Here is a 15,905-nt window from a genome sequence, read left to right as displayed (position 1 = left end):
TGCTCACCCCTCGATCCGCTTGTCGACCGCCGCGTCGAGCGCGGCCTTGTCGGCGCTGAGACCCAGCGCGGCGACCAGCGCCTCCGCCGTGTCCTTGGCGACGACCTCCACGTTCGACAGCGCCGAGGCGCGGATCTCGGCGATCTGCTTTTCCGATTCGGCAGTCTTCGCGGCGATCTCCGCGTCCGCCTTGGCCTGCGCCTCTTCGACCTGGCCGCGGATTTCCGCCCGGGTCTCGTCGGCGATCTTCTGGGCCTCGACGCGGGCATCGGCCAGCGCCTTCTCGTAGGCCTTCTCGGCCTCGTCGGCCTCGGCCTTCAGCTCCTCGGCCTTGGCCAGGTCGCTGGTGATCGTGCCCTGGCGCTCGGCCAGGATCGCCTGGATGCGGGGCAGCGCCACGCGGTCCAGCACGAAGTAGATGGCGACCAGCGCGAGGACGAGCCAGACAACCTGGTTCCCCACCCAGTCGGCGCAGAGTTGCGGCATGCCGATGGCAGAGCCGTTCGGCCCGACGCAGGCACCGGCCATTTCGGCGTCAATCGGTTCGGTCGCCATGGCGCCCTCCGGTCAATCGTTGCGTCCCGCGGGGCGGCGCCGCCATGCGCCGCCGCCCGCACGATCGGATCGTGGCGTGATTACACCGCGAACATCAGCAGGAGCGACACGAGGAACGCGAAGATGCCCAGCGCTTCCGCGAATGCGATGCCGATGAAGAGGGTCGCGGTCTGCGACGCCGCGGCCGAGGGGTTACGCAGTGCGCCGGCGAGATAGTTGCCCGCGACGTTGCCCACCCCGATGGCGGCAGCGCCGGAACCGATTGCCGCGAGGCCTGCGCCGATATGTGCGAGATCGCCTTCCATGATGATGTCTCCTTGCAAGAATTGGAAGTTGGCGTGCGTGGTCGTATCGGCGCGTCAGCGCCGTAGGGTGGGCGATCCGCCCACCGCTGTCTCAATGATGCGGATGCAGCGCGTCCTTGAGGTAGACGCAGGTCAGGATGGTGAAGACGTAGGCCTGGATGAAGGCCACGAGGATCTCCAGCCCGTACATCGCCGTGATCGCCACAACCGACAGCGGCGAGACCGCCGCGATCGCCGCGAAGCCGGCGAAGACCTTGATCACCGCGTGGCCGGCCATGAGGTTACCGGCAAGACGGATGGAGTGGCTCACCGGCCGCACGAAGTACGAGATCACCTCGATCACCGCGAGGACCGGCCGCAGCGCCAGCGGCGCCGAAGAGACCCAGAAAAGCTGAAGGAATTTCGTCCCGTGCTTGATGAAGCCGAGCGCCGTCACAGTCAGGAACACCGCCAGCGCCAGCACCACCGTCACCGCGAAGTGGGACGTCGTGGTGAACGCCATCGGGATCAGCCCGAGGAAATTGGCGAAGACGATGAACATGAACAGGGTCATGATGTAGGGGAAGTACTTCACACCGTCGCGGCCCGACACGTCCTCGACCATCTTGTAGACGAAGCCGTAGGCCAGTTCGGCCACCGACTGCACCCGGCCCGGCACGATGCCGCGGCCCGAGGTGCCCAGCACCATCAGCGCGATGACGCACAGCACGGCAAGCGCGATCCACAGCGTGACGTTGGTCACGGTCAGCCAGCCGACCGGATCGCCAGCCGATCCGAAGAGCGGTTTGACGATGAACTGGTCCATCGGGTGGAACACCAGCCCGCCGCCTTCGCCATGCGCCGCTTCGGCCCCGTTTGCCGCGCCCGTTGTCTCAGCCATGCCCGTCTTCCCCGTTCTCGGCGGCGTCTCCGCCTGCGTCCAACAAACCCTTGCGCTGTATTTCGTTCGCGGAGCGTATCATCGTCTTTACGCCGGCCACGAAGCCCAACAGCGTGAATATCACCATCAGGAAGGGCAGCGTCCCGAACAGGACATCCAGCCCGTACCCGATGCCGAAGCCGATGCCGAGTCCCGCCACCAGCTCTATCACCATGCGCCAGGCGAGCTGCGCCTGACTGTGATGCTCGTCCTGGTGGCGCTTCTGCGGCGCCGCCTCCCCCTTGGCCTTGCGGATCCGCGCCTCGAGCGCGGCCATGCGGGCTTTCGGGTCGGGTTCGGTCACCTGTCGTCCCCCGGTCTGAGCGTCGCGGGAGTGCTATGCCGCGCCCCGGCGCAAGTCAAGTCATCGCGGACGTCTTCGCGTTGGATCGTAACGCCCTGAAATAAAAACGGGAAATGAGTCTTCACCCAGCAGCGTTTCGCGCAGAGTCGCGGCCGGGCGCACGCACGGCCATATTCAACCGTTTCGTTGAATATCCACCGGTCTCGACCTCACAACAAAAAAGCGCGCCCAACGATGGACGCGCTTTTCTTGCTCGGGCGAATTACTTCAGCCCCTACAGACGTACCAGAATCAATTGGTCGTGGTCGTGGTCGGAGGCGTCGGGGACTCCGAGCCGTCATCGTCGTCGTCGCCGAAGCAGTCAGCGACGGCGCATCCCAGCACGCCAGCACCGGCCGCGATAGCCACGATCGGCAGCGAGGGAACTGCGGGGACGATTTCCTCTTCCTCGGCAACCACCTGCGGCTCGAGAACGATATCGCCCTTGCCACCGGCGAAGGCCGGCGAAACTGCGGCGAGAGCCGCGACGGACGCGACCAGTGCCTTGATCGAAGTCTTCATTCCGTATCTCTCTCTTCTGAGTTGGAGTTCCTCACTCACTACCCGCAGCCATAGACGGAATCGCCCGCCAGACGCCACAAGAAATTCGCAAGTTCCTCTTCCGCTGTTGCCTTTTTGCGCGATTGAGTCAACCCGTCTACTGCGTTCCGGTGGTGGTACCGGGGCTCGAAACGCCATCGTCGTCATCACCGGCCAGCGCTGCACCGACGGCGATCGCGCCGATGCCGACACCCGCGACCACACCTGCATTGGCAGTGGCTGGGCCAGGCACGCCGCCGCAATCCTCGCGCAGCGCCTCGACGCGGCGGTTGGAGGGATCGTTCGGTCCGGAGGTGCCCGGGCGCACCGCCTCGCCGGCGCCGGTGACCGCCAGGATCGTCGTGCCGCTCAACGCGGAGGCGACGCTCTGGGCGCGGCGAAGCGAGAGGGCCTGATTGGCTGCGGCATTGCCGGCCGCGTCGGAATAACCCGTCACCGTCAGGCGCGCGCCCGGGTTGGTGCGGGCGTATTCGATCAGAACGTCCCGGCCCGCGGGATCGACCTCGGCCTGACCGCTGTTGAAGAACACGTAGACGCCGCAAGCGCGGGTGCCTTCGGCGTCCTGCGCGGCGGCCGGCAGGGCCGCCATGGCCACGGCCCCGGCGGCCAGAAGTCGGGAAAGATAGGTCATGGGGAAATCCTCGTCGTCCTGATGTCATCGTCGGCGCCCGGAAGACCGCTCCGGGCGTCGCAAGGGTCTGGGCACGGCACCGGCCCGGGGCGCACCCGGCTTTGCCGTCGCGACACCCGCACCAGTATAGTATGCATTCCCAGCCTAGCCACGCCGAGGAGAAATCTTGACCCCGCACCCGCCAATGTCGGTTTTTTGGGCGTTTTTCCGCGCAAATCCCTCCTCCGGCCCGGCCAACCCGGCTATCCGGAGCGAATCAGCGCATGGCTGAGCGGGGCGCGTCGCTCGACCTCGTCTTCGCGGCGCTGGCGGATCCGACGCGGCGGCGGATCCTGTCGCTGCTGCTGGAGGACGACATGGCGGTCTCGGATGTCGCGGCGGCCTTCGACATCTCGCTTGCGGCGGTGTCCAGGCACCTGTCGATCCTCGCCCAGGCCGGGCTGATCAGCCAGGATCGCCGCGGGCGGCTGCGCTGGTGCCAGCTCGAACCCGACGCGCTGCGCCCGGCCTCGGTCTGGATGCAGGGATTCGGGCAGTTCGAGCCCGTGAATCTCGAGGCATTCGAGCGATTCCTCGCGGGCGAGCTTTCGGACTCGGACGCCGACTGAGCGCGCGGCGGCTTCCGAAAGGTGGCCAATCCGCCCACCGTTGCCCTAGCCGTCGTCGCGCAGAAGCAGCAGCAGTGCCACCACCGTCAGCCCGCCGCCGGCGATCGCCTGAAAGCCCGGCACGGCCTGGCCGAGCCCGTGGTCCCACAGGAGCACCCAGCTCGGCACGAGGTAGGTATAGGCCATGACCTTGGCCGAGGGCAGCCGCAGCGCCCCGTAACGCAGCAGCGCGAAGGTCAGGGCCGTCGCCACCAGCGCGGTGTAGAGCAGCGTCGCCCAGACGATCCCGGGCAGCGCCGCCCAGTCGGTCGCCGCAATCGCCTGCCAGCCCCAGAGCCACAGCAGAACCGTACCCGCGCTCAGCACGCCGGCATTGACAGCCAATGCCGGCTCGCCCCGGCTCCACCGCCGCAGGAGCGGGGTATAGAGCGCGTGCGCCGCGCAGCCGACGAAGTAGATCGCCTCGCCCCGGCCGATTTCGAGCGCGAGAAGCCGCGCGGGATCGCCGCGGAACACCACCCACAGCGCCCCGGCGCCGCCGATGGCCAGCGCCAGCGCCATCCGCGGCGTCGTGCGCTGGCGCAAGAGCCACCAGCCGAACAGCGCCGACATCGCCGGGGTCAGCGTGAACACCGCCGACAGCGATACCGGCACCGCGGTGCGCAGCCCCTCGAACATCGTCACGAAATAGCCCGCGAAGAGCGCGGCCAGCACGACATAGCGCCAGGGCGCGGCGAAGGCCGCCCAGCCCACCGGCCCCTGCGCGCGCAGCAGCGCCCAGACGCAGGCGGCGGCGATGGCGAATCTCACCGCGTTGAACGCCTCTGGCGCGATATGCGGCGCCGCCAACCCACCGAGTGAGAAGGATCCCGCCACAAGCGCGGAAAAGGCGAGCATGGCGAGGTGCCCGCGCAGCCCCGTGTCGCGCCCCGGGGCGAGCGCCTCAGACATCGGCCGCGGTCTGGGCGAAATCCTTCAGATGCTTGAGGAACGCCTGCACCTTCGCCGTGCGGTGCAGATCGACATGGGTGACAAGCCAGAGCGGCGTCGTCCACTCGTCCTGCGGCGGCATGATCTCCACCAGCGACGTGTGGCGTCTGGCCTCCCGCTGCACATAGAAGCCGATTCCGGCGCCGACCAGCACCGCCTGTTCGGTGACCCTGGGGTCCGTCGATCGGAACACCACCCGTTCGTCGGGGACGTGCCGGCGCTGCCACTGAATGAACGGCGCGCGGCTCTCGAGGTTCTCCGGTCCGACGAAATCGTGCTCGGCGAGGTCCTCGACGGTCTTCGGCGTGCCACGCCGCTTGAGATAGTCCTGCGAGGCATAGAGTGCCACAGGTTCGCTGGCGAAGCGCTGCGCAACGTTGTCAGGCTCCTGCGGGGCGCTGCCCGCGCGCAGAGCCACGTGCGCCTCGCCGTATTCCAGCCGGAACACCCGTTCGTCGGTCATGTAGCGCACGCGAACGTCCGGATACTTCGCCCGAAAGGTCGCCAACGCCGGGACCATGAGTGTGGAGAACGACACCAGCGAGGTCACCAGCAGGTCGCCCGAGACGTCCGATCCGCGCCCCTTGATCCGGCCCGAAAGCTGGTGGAACTGCTCGTCGGTGGTCTGCGCCACGCGCATCAGATCCTCGCCGGCCTCGGTCGGCGTGTAGCCGCGGGCATGGCGCTGGAACAGCTTGACGCCGAGCCGCCCCTCGAGCGAGTCGATATGGCGGATCACGGTGGCATGGTGCACGCCCAGTTCCTCCGCCGCGCCCGACACGGTGCCGCGGCGCGCGACCTGGAAGGCGGTGCGGATCTCGTCCCAGTTCTCCATCGGCCTCTCCCGCTTATGTGCGCAAGGTCACACACGCTGTTCTTTTTCCGCAATTGTGTGTGGAAATGCAATGGCGCATCTGGGGAGCATCCCGGCGCCGCCGCGCCTTTCCGACAGGAGACCTTCCATGACCACCCACGTTCTGCGCATCGACGCTTCCGTCCGTCGCGACGGCTCCGTCTCGCGCCGCCTGACCGACCGGATCGTCGCGCGCCTGGCGCCCGAGACGGTGACCCACCGCGATCTCGCCACACCGCTGCCGCTGCTCGACGAGGCCTGGATCGGTGCCAACTTCACCCCCGCCGACCAGCGGGACGACTCCCAGCGCGCCACGCTCGCGCTGTCCGACACGCTGGTTTCAGAGCTCAAGGCGGCGGATACGCTGGTCATCGGTCTGCCGATCTACAATTTCGGCGTGCCGGCGGCGTTCAAGGCCTGGATCGACATGGTCGCCCGCGCCGGCGTCACTTTCCGGTACACCGAGGACGGCCCCGAAGGTCTGTTGCCCGGTAAACGCGCGGTGGTCGCGGTCGCCTCGGGCGGCACGCAGACCGGCTCCGAGATCGACTTCGCGACCGGTTACGTGCGGCACATGCTGGGTTTCATCGGCATCACCGACGTGACCTTCGTCTCCGCCGACCGGCTCGCGCTCGATGCCGAGGCGACGCTCGCGGCCGCCGAGGCCGAGGTCGACCGCCTCGCCGCCTGAGCGGCGCCCGCGCCGGCGGTCGATGACCATGGTCGGGCGGGCTTGGGCCCGCCCCCTATGCGGCCTCACCCGACCGGCCGCTCCAGCACCGCCATGTAGAACCCGTCCATGCCACCGCGCGCCTCCCAAAGGTCGGGTCGCAGCCGCAGCCCGCCCTCGCCGGAGCGCCACACCGGGTCGATCCCCGGCGCCTCCGGCGGCAGCACGCGTAGGCCCGGATGCCGCTCCAGCGCATCCTCGACCTGGCATTCCCCTTCGTCCGGCAACAGCGAGCAGGTGCAGAACACCAGCCGTCCGCCCGGGCGCACCAGCGTCAGAGCCCGATCCAGCATCCTGGCCTGCATCGCGATCAGTTCGGCGATCCCCTCGCCGGCCCGCGCGTGCGGCAGGTCCGGATGGCGCCGGATCGTGCCCGTGGCCGAACATGGCGCGTCGAGCAGCACCGCGTCGAACGGCCCACCCTCGTAGTCCAGCGCGTCCGCGGCAACGACCTCGGCCTCAAGCCCGCAGCGCGCCAGGTTCTCCCGCAGGCGGCCCAGCCGCGTTTCGGACAGATCGACCGCCGTCACCTCTGCCCCGGCGGCAGCAAGCTGCAGCGTCTTACCGCCCGGTGCCGCGCAGAGATCGAGCACACGCAGCCCCGCCACGTCCCCCAGGAGCCGCACCGGCAGTGCGGCCGCTGCGTCCTGCACCCAGAAGGCGCCGTCGTCGTAGCCCGGCAATGCAGACACCTGCACCCGCGCGGGGAGGCGCACGGAGCCGGTGGGCAGGACCTCTCCGCCCACGGCCTCGGCCAGCGCCGCCGCATCGCCCTTCGCGCTCAGGTCGAGCGGCGCTCCCGCGAGATGTGCGCGCTCCATCGCCGCCACGGCCGGCTTGCCCCACGCCTCCGCAAGCGGGCCGCGCAGCCATGCCGGCAGCTTCGGCACCGGCAGTTCCGCGCGGCGCGCCTCTGCCTCAGCCGCGACCTTGCGCAGGACGGCGTTGGCGAGCCCCTTGAAGCCTTGCGTGCGCTTGCCCCCGGCTAGCACGTCGACCGCGCCGCTGACGACGCCATGGGCGGCGCCGCCCCGCGCCAGCTCCCACGCCGCGACGCGCAGCACATTGCGCGCCCTGAGCGGCGGCGCCTTGCGCAGATGCGGCGCCAAGAGCGCGTCCATGCGCGGAAGCTCCCGCAAGACGCCGGTGGCGAGGCGTTGCGCCTCGGCGCGCGCCTCCGGCGGCAGCGGGCGCAGGGCCGGCAGGGCCTCGCTCAGAAGCCGCCCCTCGCCCAGCACCTGGCCCAGAAGATCGGCGGCCGCGGCGCGCGGCGAACGGCTGGCATCCGGCATGCCCGGCTCCCTTGTCATGCAATGAGCGGCGCGTATATCAACGGTGTGCCCGCGGGGAAAGCGCCCGCACGGAGCCGGAGACGCGACCATGTCAGAGGACCGCCAGACCGATCTGCCCCCCGCCGCGCAGCGCGCGCTGGCCGAGGCCGAGGAACGCCGCCGCGCGGCCGAGGCCGAAGAGGCACAGCGCCCGGTCGAGCTTGGCGGGCGCAAGGGGCCAGAGCCGGTGCGCTACGGCGACTGGGAAAAGGGCGGCCTCGCCATCGATTTCTGAGCGCCGGCTCAGTCGATGGAGAACCCGGCCGAGCGACCGGCCCCGCGATCCTCCACGAAGGTGATGCGGCCGTCGTCGACGGTCACCAACTGGCAATTGTAGCCCAGGTCGTCGCCGCCCCAGTTGATGTCGCGGCAGAAATAGCCGTCCTGCCAGGTCCAGGAGCCGGTGACGTCCCAGCCCGCACCGCTGCCGGTGATGGAGCCGTCGGCTCCGACCTGCAGGCTGACCAGCGGCCGGCTCAGCGTCCGGCCCTGCACGAGGTCCAGAAACTCCCCGCGTCCGTCGACCTTCGCGGGCTCCGCCCCCACGGCACCGGCCAGCATCGCGGCCATCGCCGCGCCAAGAGATACGGTTCGGATCATCTCGCGCCTCCGTTCGCAGATAACGCAAGTAGATACGGAGACCGGGCCCGTCCGGTTCTGCGACTCACGGGCACGTGATATCCACTGACGCCGCCGGATCGTGGGAAGGCGCCGCCAATTCCGCGCCACCAAAAAAGCCCCGGCTTTCCCAGAACGCGCCCCGCCCCTGCTTCTTTGGGCCGGCAAATACTCCGGGGGGCCGCCATTGTCGCGCCATTGGTCCGAGGGACAATGGCGGCGGGCTGGCCCCCGCTCCCGCACCATCAACCCCGACCGACGGCGACCGTCAGAGCCCCAGCACGTCCGTCATGTCGTACTGCCCCGGCGCCTTGTCCTGCCCCCAGAGCGCCGCACGCAGCGCCCCGCGGGCAAAGAGCGCCCGGTCGCTGGCGGCATGCCGCAGCACGATTCGCTCTCCGGGCCCGGCGAAGATCACGTCGTGTTCGCCGACGATGTCGCCGCCGCGAATCGCTGCAAAGCCGATGTCGCCGCGCCGCCGCGCGCCGGTCATTCCGTCGCGGCCACGATCCGCGACATCCGCGAGCGACACGCCGCGCCCTTCCGCGGCCGCCTCGCCCAGCATCAGCGCTGTGCCCGACGGCGCGTCGACCTTGCGGTTGTGATGCGCCTCCACGACCTCGATGTCCCAGTCGGGGCCGAGCGCCGCCGCAACCTGCCGCGTCAGCGCCTTCAGCAGATTCACGCCGAGCGACATGTTCCCGGCCCGCACCTGCACCGAATGGCGTGAGGCGGGCTCCAGCGCGGCGATCTGGTCGTCGGTGAACCCGGTGGTGCCGATGACGTGGACCGCGCGGGCCTGCGCGGCGAGCTCGGCGAAGTGCAGCGTCGCCTCGGGCGCGGTGAAGTCGATCACTGCCTGCGCACGCGCAAAGGCGCCCAGCGGGTCGTCCTCCACTTTCACGCCGAGGTCCGCGCCGCCCATCGCCGCGCCGACATCGCGCCCGGCCCAGTCGTGGCCCGCGCGTTCCACCGCGCCGACGAGGCGCAGCGCATCGCTGGCCGCGATCTCGCGCACCAGCATCTGCCCCATTCGGCCCGACACGCCCGTCACCACGACACCCGGAATTTCGCTCATCTCGGCCTCTCCTTTGCGTTCGCCTTCCCTTATCGCCTGCCTCCTTGCTTGGCAAAGCGCCCCGGCTCGCCTAGGTGGGATGGCATGGCAAAGCAGCGTCAGAATTCGGGCGACGGCCCCTCCCAACGGCAGCTTCGCGTCGGCGAGCTGATCCGGCGCACGCTGTCGGACGTGCTGATGCGCGGCGACGTGCACGACCCCGACCTTGTCGGGCGGTCGATCACCGTGGGCGAGGTGCAGGTGTCACCCGACCTCAAGGTCGCCACCGCCTTCGTGCTGCCGCTCGGCGGCGAGGGGCAGGAGGACCTCGTGAAGATCCTCGCCCGCAACAAGTCCGAGCTGCGGCGGCAGGTGTCGAAACAGCTCACGCTGAAATTCGCACCGGACCTGCGCTTCCGCATCGACGAGACCTTCGACCGGCTCGACGAGACCCGGCGGCTGTTCGACCGGGACGAGGTCCGCCGCGACCTCGACGACTGATCCAGATGCGCCTTCTGTCCGCGTTCGCCGCGCTCACCCTCACGCTGATCCTGGGCCCCTCCCCGGCCACCGCGCTCGGCTGTGAGGAGATCCGCTTCGACGGGCTGCCCTACACGATCTGCCGCGTCGACTTGCGCGAGGACGATCTGCGGCTCTTCCTCGACGCGCCGGACGGCCAGCCTTGGTCGCAGTTCGGTCGGCTCGATGCGGCGCTGGAGGCGACGGGCCAGCGGCTCGCCTTCGCGATGAACGCCGGCATGTACCATCCCGACCGCACCCCCGTAGGCCTGTACGTGGAGAACGGCGAAGAGAGCGCCGGCATCGTGCCCAATCCCGGCCCCGGAAATTTCGGCCTGCTGCCCAACGGCGTCTTCTGCTTCGGCGGCGGCAGCGCCCGGGTGATCGAGACCCACGACTACATCGAGCAGGCGCCGTCCTGCCGCTTCGCCACGCAATCGGGGCCGATGCTGGTGATCGACGGAGAGTTGCACCCGCGCTTCCTGGCGGACAGCACCTCGCGCTACGTGCGCAACGGCGTGGGCACCACCGATGACGGCCGCACGGCGATCTTCGCGATCTCCGAACGGCCCGTGACCTTCCACGAATTCGGCCGGCTCTTCCGCGACGGGCTGCGCACGCCGCAGGCTCTGTTTCTCGACGGCAACGTCTCCAAACTGCACGCCCCGGAACTCGGGCGCTCGGATTTCGGGCGTGCCATGGGCCCGATCGTGGGTGTCGCGGCACCGGTGCAGTAGCCGCCGAAGGAATCCCTTACGTTCGGGGAGGAACCCTGATTATGGTGGCGCCGACCGTCTTTGGCCCCTTGCGACGGCGGGTCGATGCGGCTTGGCGACATGTGATTTGACGGGAGGAACAGCTTTGAACAATCAGACGATTGGTGCCGGGGTCATCGGCCTCGTGATCGGAGCCGTATTCGGCTTTATCGGGGCCGAGGGCGGCCCGACCATCGAAGAGATCGAGGCGGCGATCGACGCAGGCGTGTCGCCTGCGACCGAGGCCACCGCCAGCGCCGGGGAAGCGGTCTCCACCCTGAACGAGGATATCGCCACGCTCTCCGAGCGGCTCTCCGCCATCGAGGCTCGCATGGAGGAGGCGCCGGCCGATCCGCCTGGCCTGTCGGCGGTCCAGAACGACGTCGCCTCCGTCACCTCGCAGGTGGAAAGCGTGGGTTCAGAGCTGTCGGCGATGCGCGAAGCCGTGGCCGAGGGCCTGTCGGCCGCGGCAGAGGGTCAGTCCGGGCTCGAGGAATCCCTGTCCGGCCTCAGCGACGGCCTGACGGCGCTGGCCGGCGCGCTGGCCGGGATGGGCCAGGCAACGGCGGGCGCGGTCAACGATCAGGGCGAGACCGGTGCCGGTGGCAACGAAGGCGCCGTGTCGGACGTGTCGACAGATGAAACCGGCGGAAGCGAAGAGGCATCGGAAGCGGGCGGAACCGAAGCGTCCGGCAATGCCGCGGCCCTGGCCGAGGCCGGCGGCTCGCAGGAGTTGACCATCGGCGCCACGGCGCTCTTCTCCGACGGCGCGATGCGGGTCTTCCTCGGCCGCGTCGACGAAGAGGGCGGCGCGGCACGCCTGTCGGTGAACACCGAGCCGATGACCCTCTCGACCGGGGAGACCCGGCAGGTCGAGGACTGCATGGTCGGCCTTGCCGGCGTGTCGGGCCGGACCGCCACGGTCGCTGCGGCGTGCGGCGATGCCGTTCCCGATACGGGCGGCGAAGGCGGCGAGTCTGCCGGCAGCGACGGACAAGGTGAAGCAGGTTCCTCCGAGGAGGGCTCGGAAGGCAGCGACGAAGCGGCCGCGGGCGGATCCGACGCCATCCGCCCGGGCTCGGTGGCCCGTTTCGCGGACGGCGACGTGCGCGTGTTCATCTCCGGCGTGGCGGAGGACGGCAGCGCCGCGCGCATCGCCGTGAACTCGCTGACCAACCAGGTCGTCGCCACCGGCGAGAGCACCGAAGTGCCGGACATGGATTGCAACGTCACGGTCGAAGCGATCGAAGGCCGCTCGGTAACCCTGTCCAGCAATTGCTGAACGACCGGCTCCGGGCGCATGGCCGCCCGGAGCCCTTTGCCTGCGCGCTCGCCTCATCGGGTGCCAAGGCCTTTTCCACGCCCCGCGCGGACTCGAGGCCGAAGGCAGCCGCGCATCGTCGGGCCGCCCCCGAACCGGCGATTTGGCGGCGCTGGGCGGTCGCTCGGAGGTCTTACCGAGGTGGCTGCCATAAAGTGCACCGTTCGACGGGCAGGATCGCCGGACCGCGGCCTGGCGCTGCTCGGCTCAGCGCCCCGGCATACTCATTCGCACCTGCCCCTTTAGGTTTTGCCTCTCGCCCCCACATCGTGTAGAAATCCGGTTTCGCACGCAGGAGAGCCGAGAGATGACCGCCAACGCGCCCATCGCGCAGGATTTCGTGACCGTCCCCCGGAAGGCGCCGGAGGGGCCTCTGAACCTTGTCGGGCTGACGCGCGACGCGATGCGCGAGGCGTTCCTCGCCGCCGGCACGCCCGAAAAACAGGTCAAGATGCGGGTCAACCAGGTCTGGCAGTGGATCTACTACTGGGGCGTGCGGGACTTCGCGGACATGACCAACCTGTCGAAGGATTACCGCCACCTTCTGTCCGAGAACTTCACCATCAGCCTGCCGGAGCTGGTGTCGCGCAACGTGTCGGCCGACGGGACGCGCAAGTACCTCGTCCGCATCGCCGGCGGCCACGAGGTCGAAGTCGTCTACATCCCCGAGGCCGACCGCGGCACGCTCTGCATCTCCAGCCAAGTGGGCTGCACGCTGACCTGCACGTTCTGCCACACCGGCACGCAGAAACTGGTGCGCAACCTAACGCCCGGCGAGATCGTGGGACAGATCATGCTGGCGCGCGACGATCTTGGCGAATGGCCGACGCGCGGCGCGCCGAAGGATGAAACGCGGCTTCTGTCCAACATCGTGCTGATGGGCATGGGCGAGCCGCTCTACAATTTCGACAATGTTCGCGACGGGATGAAGATCGCCATGGACGGCGAGGGCATCGCCCTGTCGCGCAGGCGCATCACCCTGTCGACGAGCGGCGTGGTCCCCGAGATCGCCCGCTGCGCCGAGGAAATCGGCTGCATGATGGCCGTGTCCTTCCACGCGACCACGGACGAGGTGCGCGACAAGCTCGTGCCGATCAATCGCAAGTGGAACATCGCGACGCTGCTGCAGGCATTGAAAGAATACCCGCGCCTGTCGAACTCCGAACGCATCACTTTCGAATACGTGATGCTGAAGGGCGTGAACGACAGCGACGCCGACGCCCGGCGCCTCGTTCAACTCATCAAGGGCATCCCGGCCAAGATCAACCTGATCCCGTTCAACGAATGGCCCGGCGCGCCCTACGAACGGTCGGACTGGAGCCGGATCGAAGCCTTCGCGGACATCGTCTACAAGGCCGGCTACGCCTCGCCCATCCGCACCCCGCGCGGGGAGGATATCATGGCCGCCTGCGGCCAGCTAAAGTCCGCCACCGAACGCGCCCGCAAGCCCCGGCGCGAGATCGAGGCCGACGCGCGAGGCGCGTGAACCGGCATCTTGGCCACACACCGCAAACGGACTACCTGAGCGTCATGCGCCTGTTCTCATGGGGACGGTCCCCCAAGCCAGACGACCTGTCCACGCTCGCCCCCGATGCGCCCTTCGTCGCCATCGGAGACCTGCACGGCTGCGACCACTTGTTCGCGCGGCTTCTAACGAAGCTGGAAAGCGCGGCGGCGGAGGCCGACACGCTGGTCTGCGTCGGCGACTATGTCGACCGCGGGGAGGACAGCGCGCCGCTGCTCGACCGCCTGCGCGGGCTGCAGGCCGACCTCGGAGAGGACCGCTTCGTCTGCCTGCGCGGCAACCACGAAGAAATGATGCTCGGGTTTCTCGACGATCCGGTCGGGCTCGGCCCCCGCTGGGTGCGCAACGGCGGCCTTCAGACGCTGTCGAGTTTCCGCTGCCCCGCCCCGACCGAAAGTTCTCCGGAAAGCTGGGAGACGACGCGCGACCGCTTTGCCGCCGCGCTGGGTTCCGAAGCGGAGACCTGGCTGCGCGGCCTGCCGACGATGTGGCGCACCGGGAATGTCGCCGTGGTCCATGCCGGCGCCGACCCCTTGGCTCCGATCGAGGCGCAGCCCGAGGATGTGTTGCTGTGGGGGCATCCCGATTTCGAGTCGCGCCGGCGCAAGGACGGGGTCTGGGTTGTGCATGGCCACACGATCACCACCGATCCCCGCGCCGCCGGCGGGCGCATCCCGACCGACACCGGCGCCTATGCCACCGGCCGGCTGACCGGCGCGGTGGTGAAACCCGGCAGCGTCGAATACGTCCACACCTGAGCCACGCTCAGCCTGGCAGCGCGTCCCAGGCCTCCGCGAGGCTCCGCGCCCGGCGGCCGACCTCCTCCGCGCTGCGGCCGGGGGCGTAGAGACTCGATCCGATGCCGAAGCCGGTCACGCCGGCCGCGCGCCAGGCCGCGAAGTCCGGCCCGTCGACGCCGCCCACGGCATAGGTCGCGGTCTCGGGCGGCAGCACCGCCTTCAATGCCGCCAGGCCGTCGGTGCCGAGCTTGAAGGCCGGGAAGAACTTCAGCCCGTCGGCGCCCGCGCGGATCGCCGTGAAGCACTCGGTCGCCGTGTAGACGCCAGGATAGGACAGCATACCGGCCGCCTTTGCCGCGCGGATCACCTCCGGATTGCAGTCGGGCGAGACGACCATGCGCGCGCCGATCTTCGCGAGGCGGTCGGCCTCTTCAGCGGTCAGCACCGTTCCTGCGCCGATGGTCGCCCGCGTGCCCACGGCGCGGATCATCCGTTCGATGCTGTCGAACGGGTCGGGAGAGTTCAGCGGCACCTCGATCCGGTCGATCCCGGCGGCGACGAGCGCCTCGGCCACCGACACCGCCTCGTCCGGGGTGATGCCTCTGAGAATGGCGATGATCTCTCGGCTCATGTGCCTCCTGTCTCCTGCATGCCGGCCCGCGCGGCCGACAGGCCGGCCAGCGTGATCGTCCGGACATCTAGCGTCGTGACCTCGGCGCCCTGCGCGCCCAGCGCTGCGGCGTAGGCCGCGCCGAGCGCGCCCCCGCCGGCAAGGATCACCGGCCGTCCCAGCCAATAGGGCCGCGCGCCGCCGATCTCCAGCCCGATCAGCGTGCCCGACAGCCGCGCGCGCGCCGCATCCGCCGGCATGTCGTGAAGCAGCGCCTCCGCCCGCAGGGAAAACAGCGTCGCAGCGGTGCGCGCGGGGTGGGAGATGGCCTCGGACACCGCGTCCGCGAAGGCGGCCTCGTCCCAGCCGCCGCCGGAGAGCGTGTGCCGTAGCACCGACTGCCCCTCGATCAGCGCGAAGAGCTCGCCGGTAATGAAGGTGCGGAAGGACACGACCTCTCCGGCGCTGACCTGCACCCACTTCGTATGCGTGCCGGGCAGGCAGATCGTGCCGTCGAAACCGGGATGCGCTGCGAAGATGCCGGCGATCTGCGTCTCCTCGCCGCGCATGACGTCGGCGGGGCGGTCCTGCCGGATGCCGGGCAGGATGCGCACGTCGATGCGGGGATCGGCGGTCTCTACGCGCGTCGCCTCCGCGATGCCGGGCGGGGCGCAGGGGACGGCGCGATACGGCGCCTCGCGCCAGCCCTGCCGCGCCCCGGCCATGCCGCAGATCACCACCGGCACCGCCCGGTCCTCGGGGAGCGCATCGCCGACAAGATCGAGAAGCGCCGATTCGTAGGCCTCGGGGCCGAGCGTGTTCATTCCCCGGTCCGAAGAGCGGCTGTCGATGACCGCGCCGCCCGGCGCCATCAGCCAGGCGCGCTGGTTCGACGTGCCCCAGTCCACCGCGATCCAGTCCAGCACCGTCATCG

The 15,905-nt window shown here is 69.5% G+C and carries 21 protein-coding genes; 8 read left to right on the top strand and 13 right to left on the bottom strand.

Going from position 1 to position 15,905, the window contains the following annotated elements; genetic code table 11:
• Positions 1–3: 3 nt before the first annotated feature.
• The 6 genes from F3H57_RS05415 to F3H57_RS05390 all read right to left on the bottom strand — a co-directional run bounded on the left by F3H57_RS05415 (position 4) and on the right by F3H57_RS05390 (position 3,314).
• Complete coding sequence (locus F3H57_RS05415; RefSeq protein ID WP_149754833.1) at positions 4–555, bottom strand: F0F1 ATP synthase subunit B'; 552 nt, start codon at positions 553–555, stop codon at positions 4–6.
• A gap of 80 nt (positions 556–635) precedes the next feature.
• The gene (locus tag F3H57_RS05410) at positions 636–860 is read right to left on the bottom strand and encodes a F0F1 ATP synthase subunit C (protein WP_072775827.1); all 225 of its coding nucleotides are present in this window, start codon (positions 858–860) and stop codon (positions 636–638) included.
• 91 nt (positions 861–951) lie between these two features.
• A complete protein-coding gene (locus F3H57_RS05405) occupies positions 952–1,740 on the bottom strand; it encodes a F0F1 ATP synthase subunit A (RefSeq protein ID WP_149754832.1) in 789 nt (262 codons plus the stop codon).
• Positions 1,733–2,083 (bottom strand): AtpZ/AtpI family protein, encoded by a 351-nt coding sequence (locus F3H57_RS05400; RefSeq protein WP_149754831.1) that lies wholly within the window; start codon positions 2,081–2,083, stop codon positions 1,733–1,735. The genes F3H57_RS05405 and F3H57_RS05400 overlap by 8 nt, the downstream gene beginning before the upstream one ends.
• Positions 2,084–2,374: 291 nt before the next feature.
• On the bottom strand, positions 2,375–2,644 hold the full coding sequence (locus F3H57_RS05395; protein WP_149754830.1) for a hypothetical protein: 270 nt from the start codon (positions 2,642–2,644) through the stop codon (positions 2,375–2,377).
• Between the two features lie 136 nt (positions 2,645–2,780).
• Positions 2,781–3,314 carry an OmpA family protein gene (locus F3H57_RS05390; RefSeq protein ID WP_149754829.1) on the bottom strand — a complete coding sequence of 178 codons (534 nt, stop codon included), beginning with the start codon at positions 3,312–3,314 and terminating at the stop codon, positions 2,781–2,783.
• 263 nt (positions 3,315–3,577) lie between these two features.
• On the opposite strand from F3H57_RS05390, the gene F3H57_RS05385 reads away from it, so the two are divergent.
• Positions 3,578–3,922: an ArsR/SmtB family transcription factor gene (locus F3H57_RS05385; protein ID WP_149754828.1), complete on the top strand. Its 345-nt coding sequence runs from the start codon at positions 3,578–3,580 to the stop codon at positions 3,920–3,922.
• A 45-nt stretch (positions 3,923–3,967) separates the two neighbouring features.
• On the opposite strand, the gene F3H57_RS05380 is transcribed toward F3H57_RS05385, so the two are convergent.
• Together F3H57_RS05380 and F3H57_RS05375 are read right to left on the bottom strand one after the other, a co-directional pair.
• Positions 3,968–4,873: a DMT family transporter gene (locus F3H57_RS05380; RefSeq protein WP_223162970.1), complete on the bottom strand. Its 906-nt coding sequence runs from the start codon at positions 4,871–4,873 to the stop codon at positions 3,968–3,970.
• Positions 4,866–5,747: a LysR family transcriptional regulator gene (locus F3H57_RS05375; protein WP_149754827.1), complete on the bottom strand. Its 882-nt coding sequence runs from the start codon at positions 5,745–5,747 to the stop codon at positions 4,866–4,868. The genes F3H57_RS05380 and F3H57_RS05375 overlap by 8 nt, the downstream gene beginning before the upstream one ends.
• 127 nt (positions 5,748–5,874) lie before the next feature.
• Here F3H57_RS05375 and F3H57_RS05370 point away from each other — a divergent pair, with 127 nt between their 5' ends.
• On the top strand, positions 5,875–6,456 hold the full coding sequence (locus F3H57_RS05370) for an FMN-dependent NADH-azoreductase (RefSeq protein ID WP_149754826.1): 582 nt from the start codon (positions 5,875–5,877) through the stop codon (positions 6,454–6,456).
• Positions 6,457–6,521: 65 nt separating this feature from the next.
• On the opposite strand, the gene F3H57_RS05365 is transcribed toward F3H57_RS05370, so the two are convergent.
• Positions 6,522–7,787: an RsmB/NOP family class I SAM-dependent RNA methyltransferase gene (locus F3H57_RS05365; protein ID WP_149754825.1), complete on the bottom strand. Its 1,266-nt coding sequence runs from the start codon at positions 7,785–7,787 to the stop codon at positions 6,522–6,524.
• A gap of 88 nt (positions 7,788–7,875) precedes the next feature.
• On the opposite strand from F3H57_RS05365, the gene F3H57_RS05360 reads away from it, so the two are divergent.
• A complete protein-coding gene (locus F3H57_RS05360; protein WP_149754824.1) occupies positions 7,876–8,061 on the top strand; it encodes a DUF1674 domain-containing protein in 186 nt (61 codons plus the stop codon).
• Positions 8,062–8,069: 8 nt separating this feature from the next.
• Here F3H57_RS05360 and F3H57_RS05355 read toward each other — a convergent pair whose 3' ends face one another.
• Positions 8,070–8,426, bottom strand: coding sequence for a dihydrodipicolinate reductase (locus F3H57_RS05355; RefSeq protein ID WP_149754823.1), 357 nt, complete (start codon positions 8,424–8,426; stop codon positions 8,070–8,072).
• A 286-nt stretch (positions 8,427–8,712) separates the two neighbouring features.
• The gene (dapB, locus tag F3H57_RS05350; protein WP_149754822.1) at positions 8,713–9,522 is read right to left on the bottom strand and encodes a 4-hydroxy-tetrahydrodipicolinate reductase; all 810 of its coding nucleotides are present in this window, start codon (positions 9,520–9,522) and stop codon (positions 8,713–8,715) included.
• An 84-nt stretch (positions 9,523–9,606) separates the two neighbouring features.
• Here dapB and rbfA point away from each other — a divergent pair, with 84 nt between their 5' ends.
• The 5 genes from rbfA to F3H57_RS05325 all read left to right on the top strand — a co-directional run bounded on the left by rbfA (position 9,607) and on the right by F3H57_RS05325 (position 14,379).
• Positions 9,607–10,002, top strand: coding sequence for a 30S ribosome-binding factor RbfA (gene rbfA, locus F3H57_RS05345; RefSeq protein WP_149754821.1), 396 nt, complete (start codon positions 9,607–9,609; stop codon positions 10,000–10,002).
• 5 nt (positions 10,003–10,007) lie between these two features.
• Positions 10,008–10,757, top strand: coding sequence for a phosphodiester glycosidase family protein (locus tag F3H57_RS05340; RefSeq protein WP_149754820.1), 750 nt, complete (start codon positions 10,008–10,010; stop codon positions 10,755–10,757).
• A 124-nt stretch (positions 10,758–10,881) separates the two neighbouring features.
• On the top strand, positions 10,882–12,057 hold the full coding sequence (locus F3H57_RS05335) for a hypothetical protein (RefSeq protein WP_149754819.1): 1,176 nt from the start codon (positions 10,882–10,884) through the stop codon (positions 12,055–12,057).
• 346 nt (positions 12,058–12,403) lie between these two features.
• Positions 12,404–13,582 (top strand): 23S rRNA (adenine(2503)-C(2))-methyltransferase RlmN, encoded by a 1,179-nt coding sequence (rlmN, locus tag F3H57_RS05330; protein WP_149754818.1) that lies wholly within the window; start codon positions 12,404–12,406, stop codon positions 13,580–13,582.
• Positions 13,583–13,626: 44 nt separating this feature from the next.
• Positions 13,627–14,379: a metallophosphoesterase family protein gene (locus tag F3H57_RS05325; RefSeq protein ID WP_149754817.1), complete on the top strand. Its 753-nt coding sequence runs from the start codon at positions 13,627–13,629 to the stop codon at positions 14,377–14,379.
• A 7-nt stretch (positions 14,380–14,386) separates the two neighbouring features.
• On the opposite strand, the gene F3H57_RS05320 is transcribed toward F3H57_RS05325, so the two are convergent.
• Both F3H57_RS05320 and F3H57_RS05315 read right to left on the bottom strand, forming a co-directional pair.
• Entirely contained in the window at positions 14,387–14,992 is a 606-nt protein-coding gene (locus F3H57_RS05320; protein ID WP_149754816.1) for a 2-dehydro-3-deoxy-6-phosphogalactonate aldolase, read from the bottom strand.
• On the bottom strand, positions 14,989–15,903 hold the full coding sequence (locus F3H57_RS05315; protein WP_149754815.1) for a 2-dehydro-3-deoxygalactonokinase: 915 nt from the start codon (positions 15,901–15,903) through the stop codon (positions 14,989–14,991). The genes F3H57_RS05320 and F3H57_RS05315 overlap by 4 nt, the downstream gene beginning before the upstream one ends.
• Positions 15,904–15,905: the final 2 nt, after the last annotated feature.

It is taken from the genome of Roseivivax sediminis, from assembly GCF_900112685.1.
GTDB lineage: Bacteria > Pseudomonadota > Alphaproteobacteria > Rhodobacterales > Rhodobacteraceae > Roseivivax > Roseivivax sediminis.
Note: the sequence above shows the minus strand (reverse complement) of the source record. Positions and strands in the feature narration are given on the sequence as shown.

Coding starts and splice junctions, on each gene's coding strand:
- F3H57_RS05410 (WP_072775827.1), bottom strand. CDS start 860: ATGGAAGGCGATCTCGCACATATCGGCGCAGGCCTCGCGGCAATCGGT.
- F3H57_RS05395 (WP_149754830.1), bottom strand. CDS start 2,644: ATGAAGACTTCGATCAAGGCACTGGTCGCGTCCGTCGCGGCTCTCGCC.
- F3H57_RS05325 (WP_149754817.1), top strand. CDS start 13,627: ATGCGCCTGTTCTCATGGGGACGGTCCCCCAAGCCAGACGACCTGTCC.
- F3H57_RS05365 (WP_149754825.1), bottom strand. CDS start 7,787: ATGCCGGATGCCAGCCGTTCGCCGCGCGCCGCGGCCGCCGATCTTCTG.
- F3H57_RS05390 (WP_149754829.1), bottom strand. CDS start 3,314: ATGACCTATCTTTCCCGACTTCTGGCCGCCGGGGCCGTGGCCATGGCG.
- dapB (WP_149754822.1), bottom strand. CDS start 9,522: ATGAGCGAAATTCCGGGTGTCGTGGTGACGGGCGTGTCGGGCCGAATG.
- rlmN (WP_149754818.1), top strand. CDS start 12,404: ATGACCGCCAACGCGCCCATCGCGCAGGATTTCGTGACCGTCCCCCGG.
- F3H57_RS05315 (WP_149754815.1), bottom strand. CDS start 15,903: ATGACGGTGCTGGACTGGATCGCGGTGGACTGGGGCACGTCGAACCAG.
- F3H57_RS05385 (WP_149754828.1), top strand. CDS start 3,578: ATGGCTGAGCGGGGCGCGTCGCTCGACCTCGTCTTCGCGGCGCTGGCG.
- F3H57_RS05415 (WP_149754833.1), bottom strand. CDS start 555: ATGGCGACCGAACCGATTGACGCCGAAATGGCCGGTGCCTGCGTCGGG.
- F3H57_RS05355 (WP_149754823.1), bottom strand. CDS start 8,426: ATGATCCGAACCGTATCTCTTGGCGCGGCGATGGCCGCGATGCTGGCC.
- F3H57_RS05380 (WP_223162970.1), bottom strand. CDS start 4,873: ATGTCTGAGGCGCTCGCCCCGGGGCGCGACACGGGGCTGCGCGGGCAC.
- F3H57_RS05370 (WP_149754826.1), top strand. CDS start 5,875: ATGACCACCCACGTTCTGCGCATCGACGCTTCCGTCCGTCGCGACGGC.
- F3H57_RS05375 (WP_149754827.1), bottom strand. CDS start 5,747: ATGGAGAACTGGGACGAGATCCGCACCGCCTTCCAGGTCGCGCGCCGC.
- F3H57_RS05320 (WP_149754816.1), bottom strand. CDS start 14,992: ATGAGCCGAGAGATCATCGCCATTCTCAGAGGCATCACCCCGGACGAG.
- F3H57_RS05405 (WP_149754832.1), bottom strand. CDS start 1,740: ATGGCTGAGACAACGGGCGCGGCAAACGGGGCCGAAGCGGCGCATGGC.
- rbfA (WP_149754821.1), top strand. CDS start 9,607: ATGGCAAAGCAGCGTCAGAATTCGGGCGACGGCCCCTCCCAACGGCAG.
- F3H57_RS05360 (WP_149754824.1), top strand. CDS start 7,876: ATGTCAGAGGACCGCCAGACCGATCTGCCCCCCGCCGCGCAGCGCGCG.
- F3H57_RS05340 (WP_149754820.1), top strand. CDS start 10,008: ATGCGCCTTCTGTCCGCGTTCGCCGCGCTCACCCTCACGCTGATCCTG.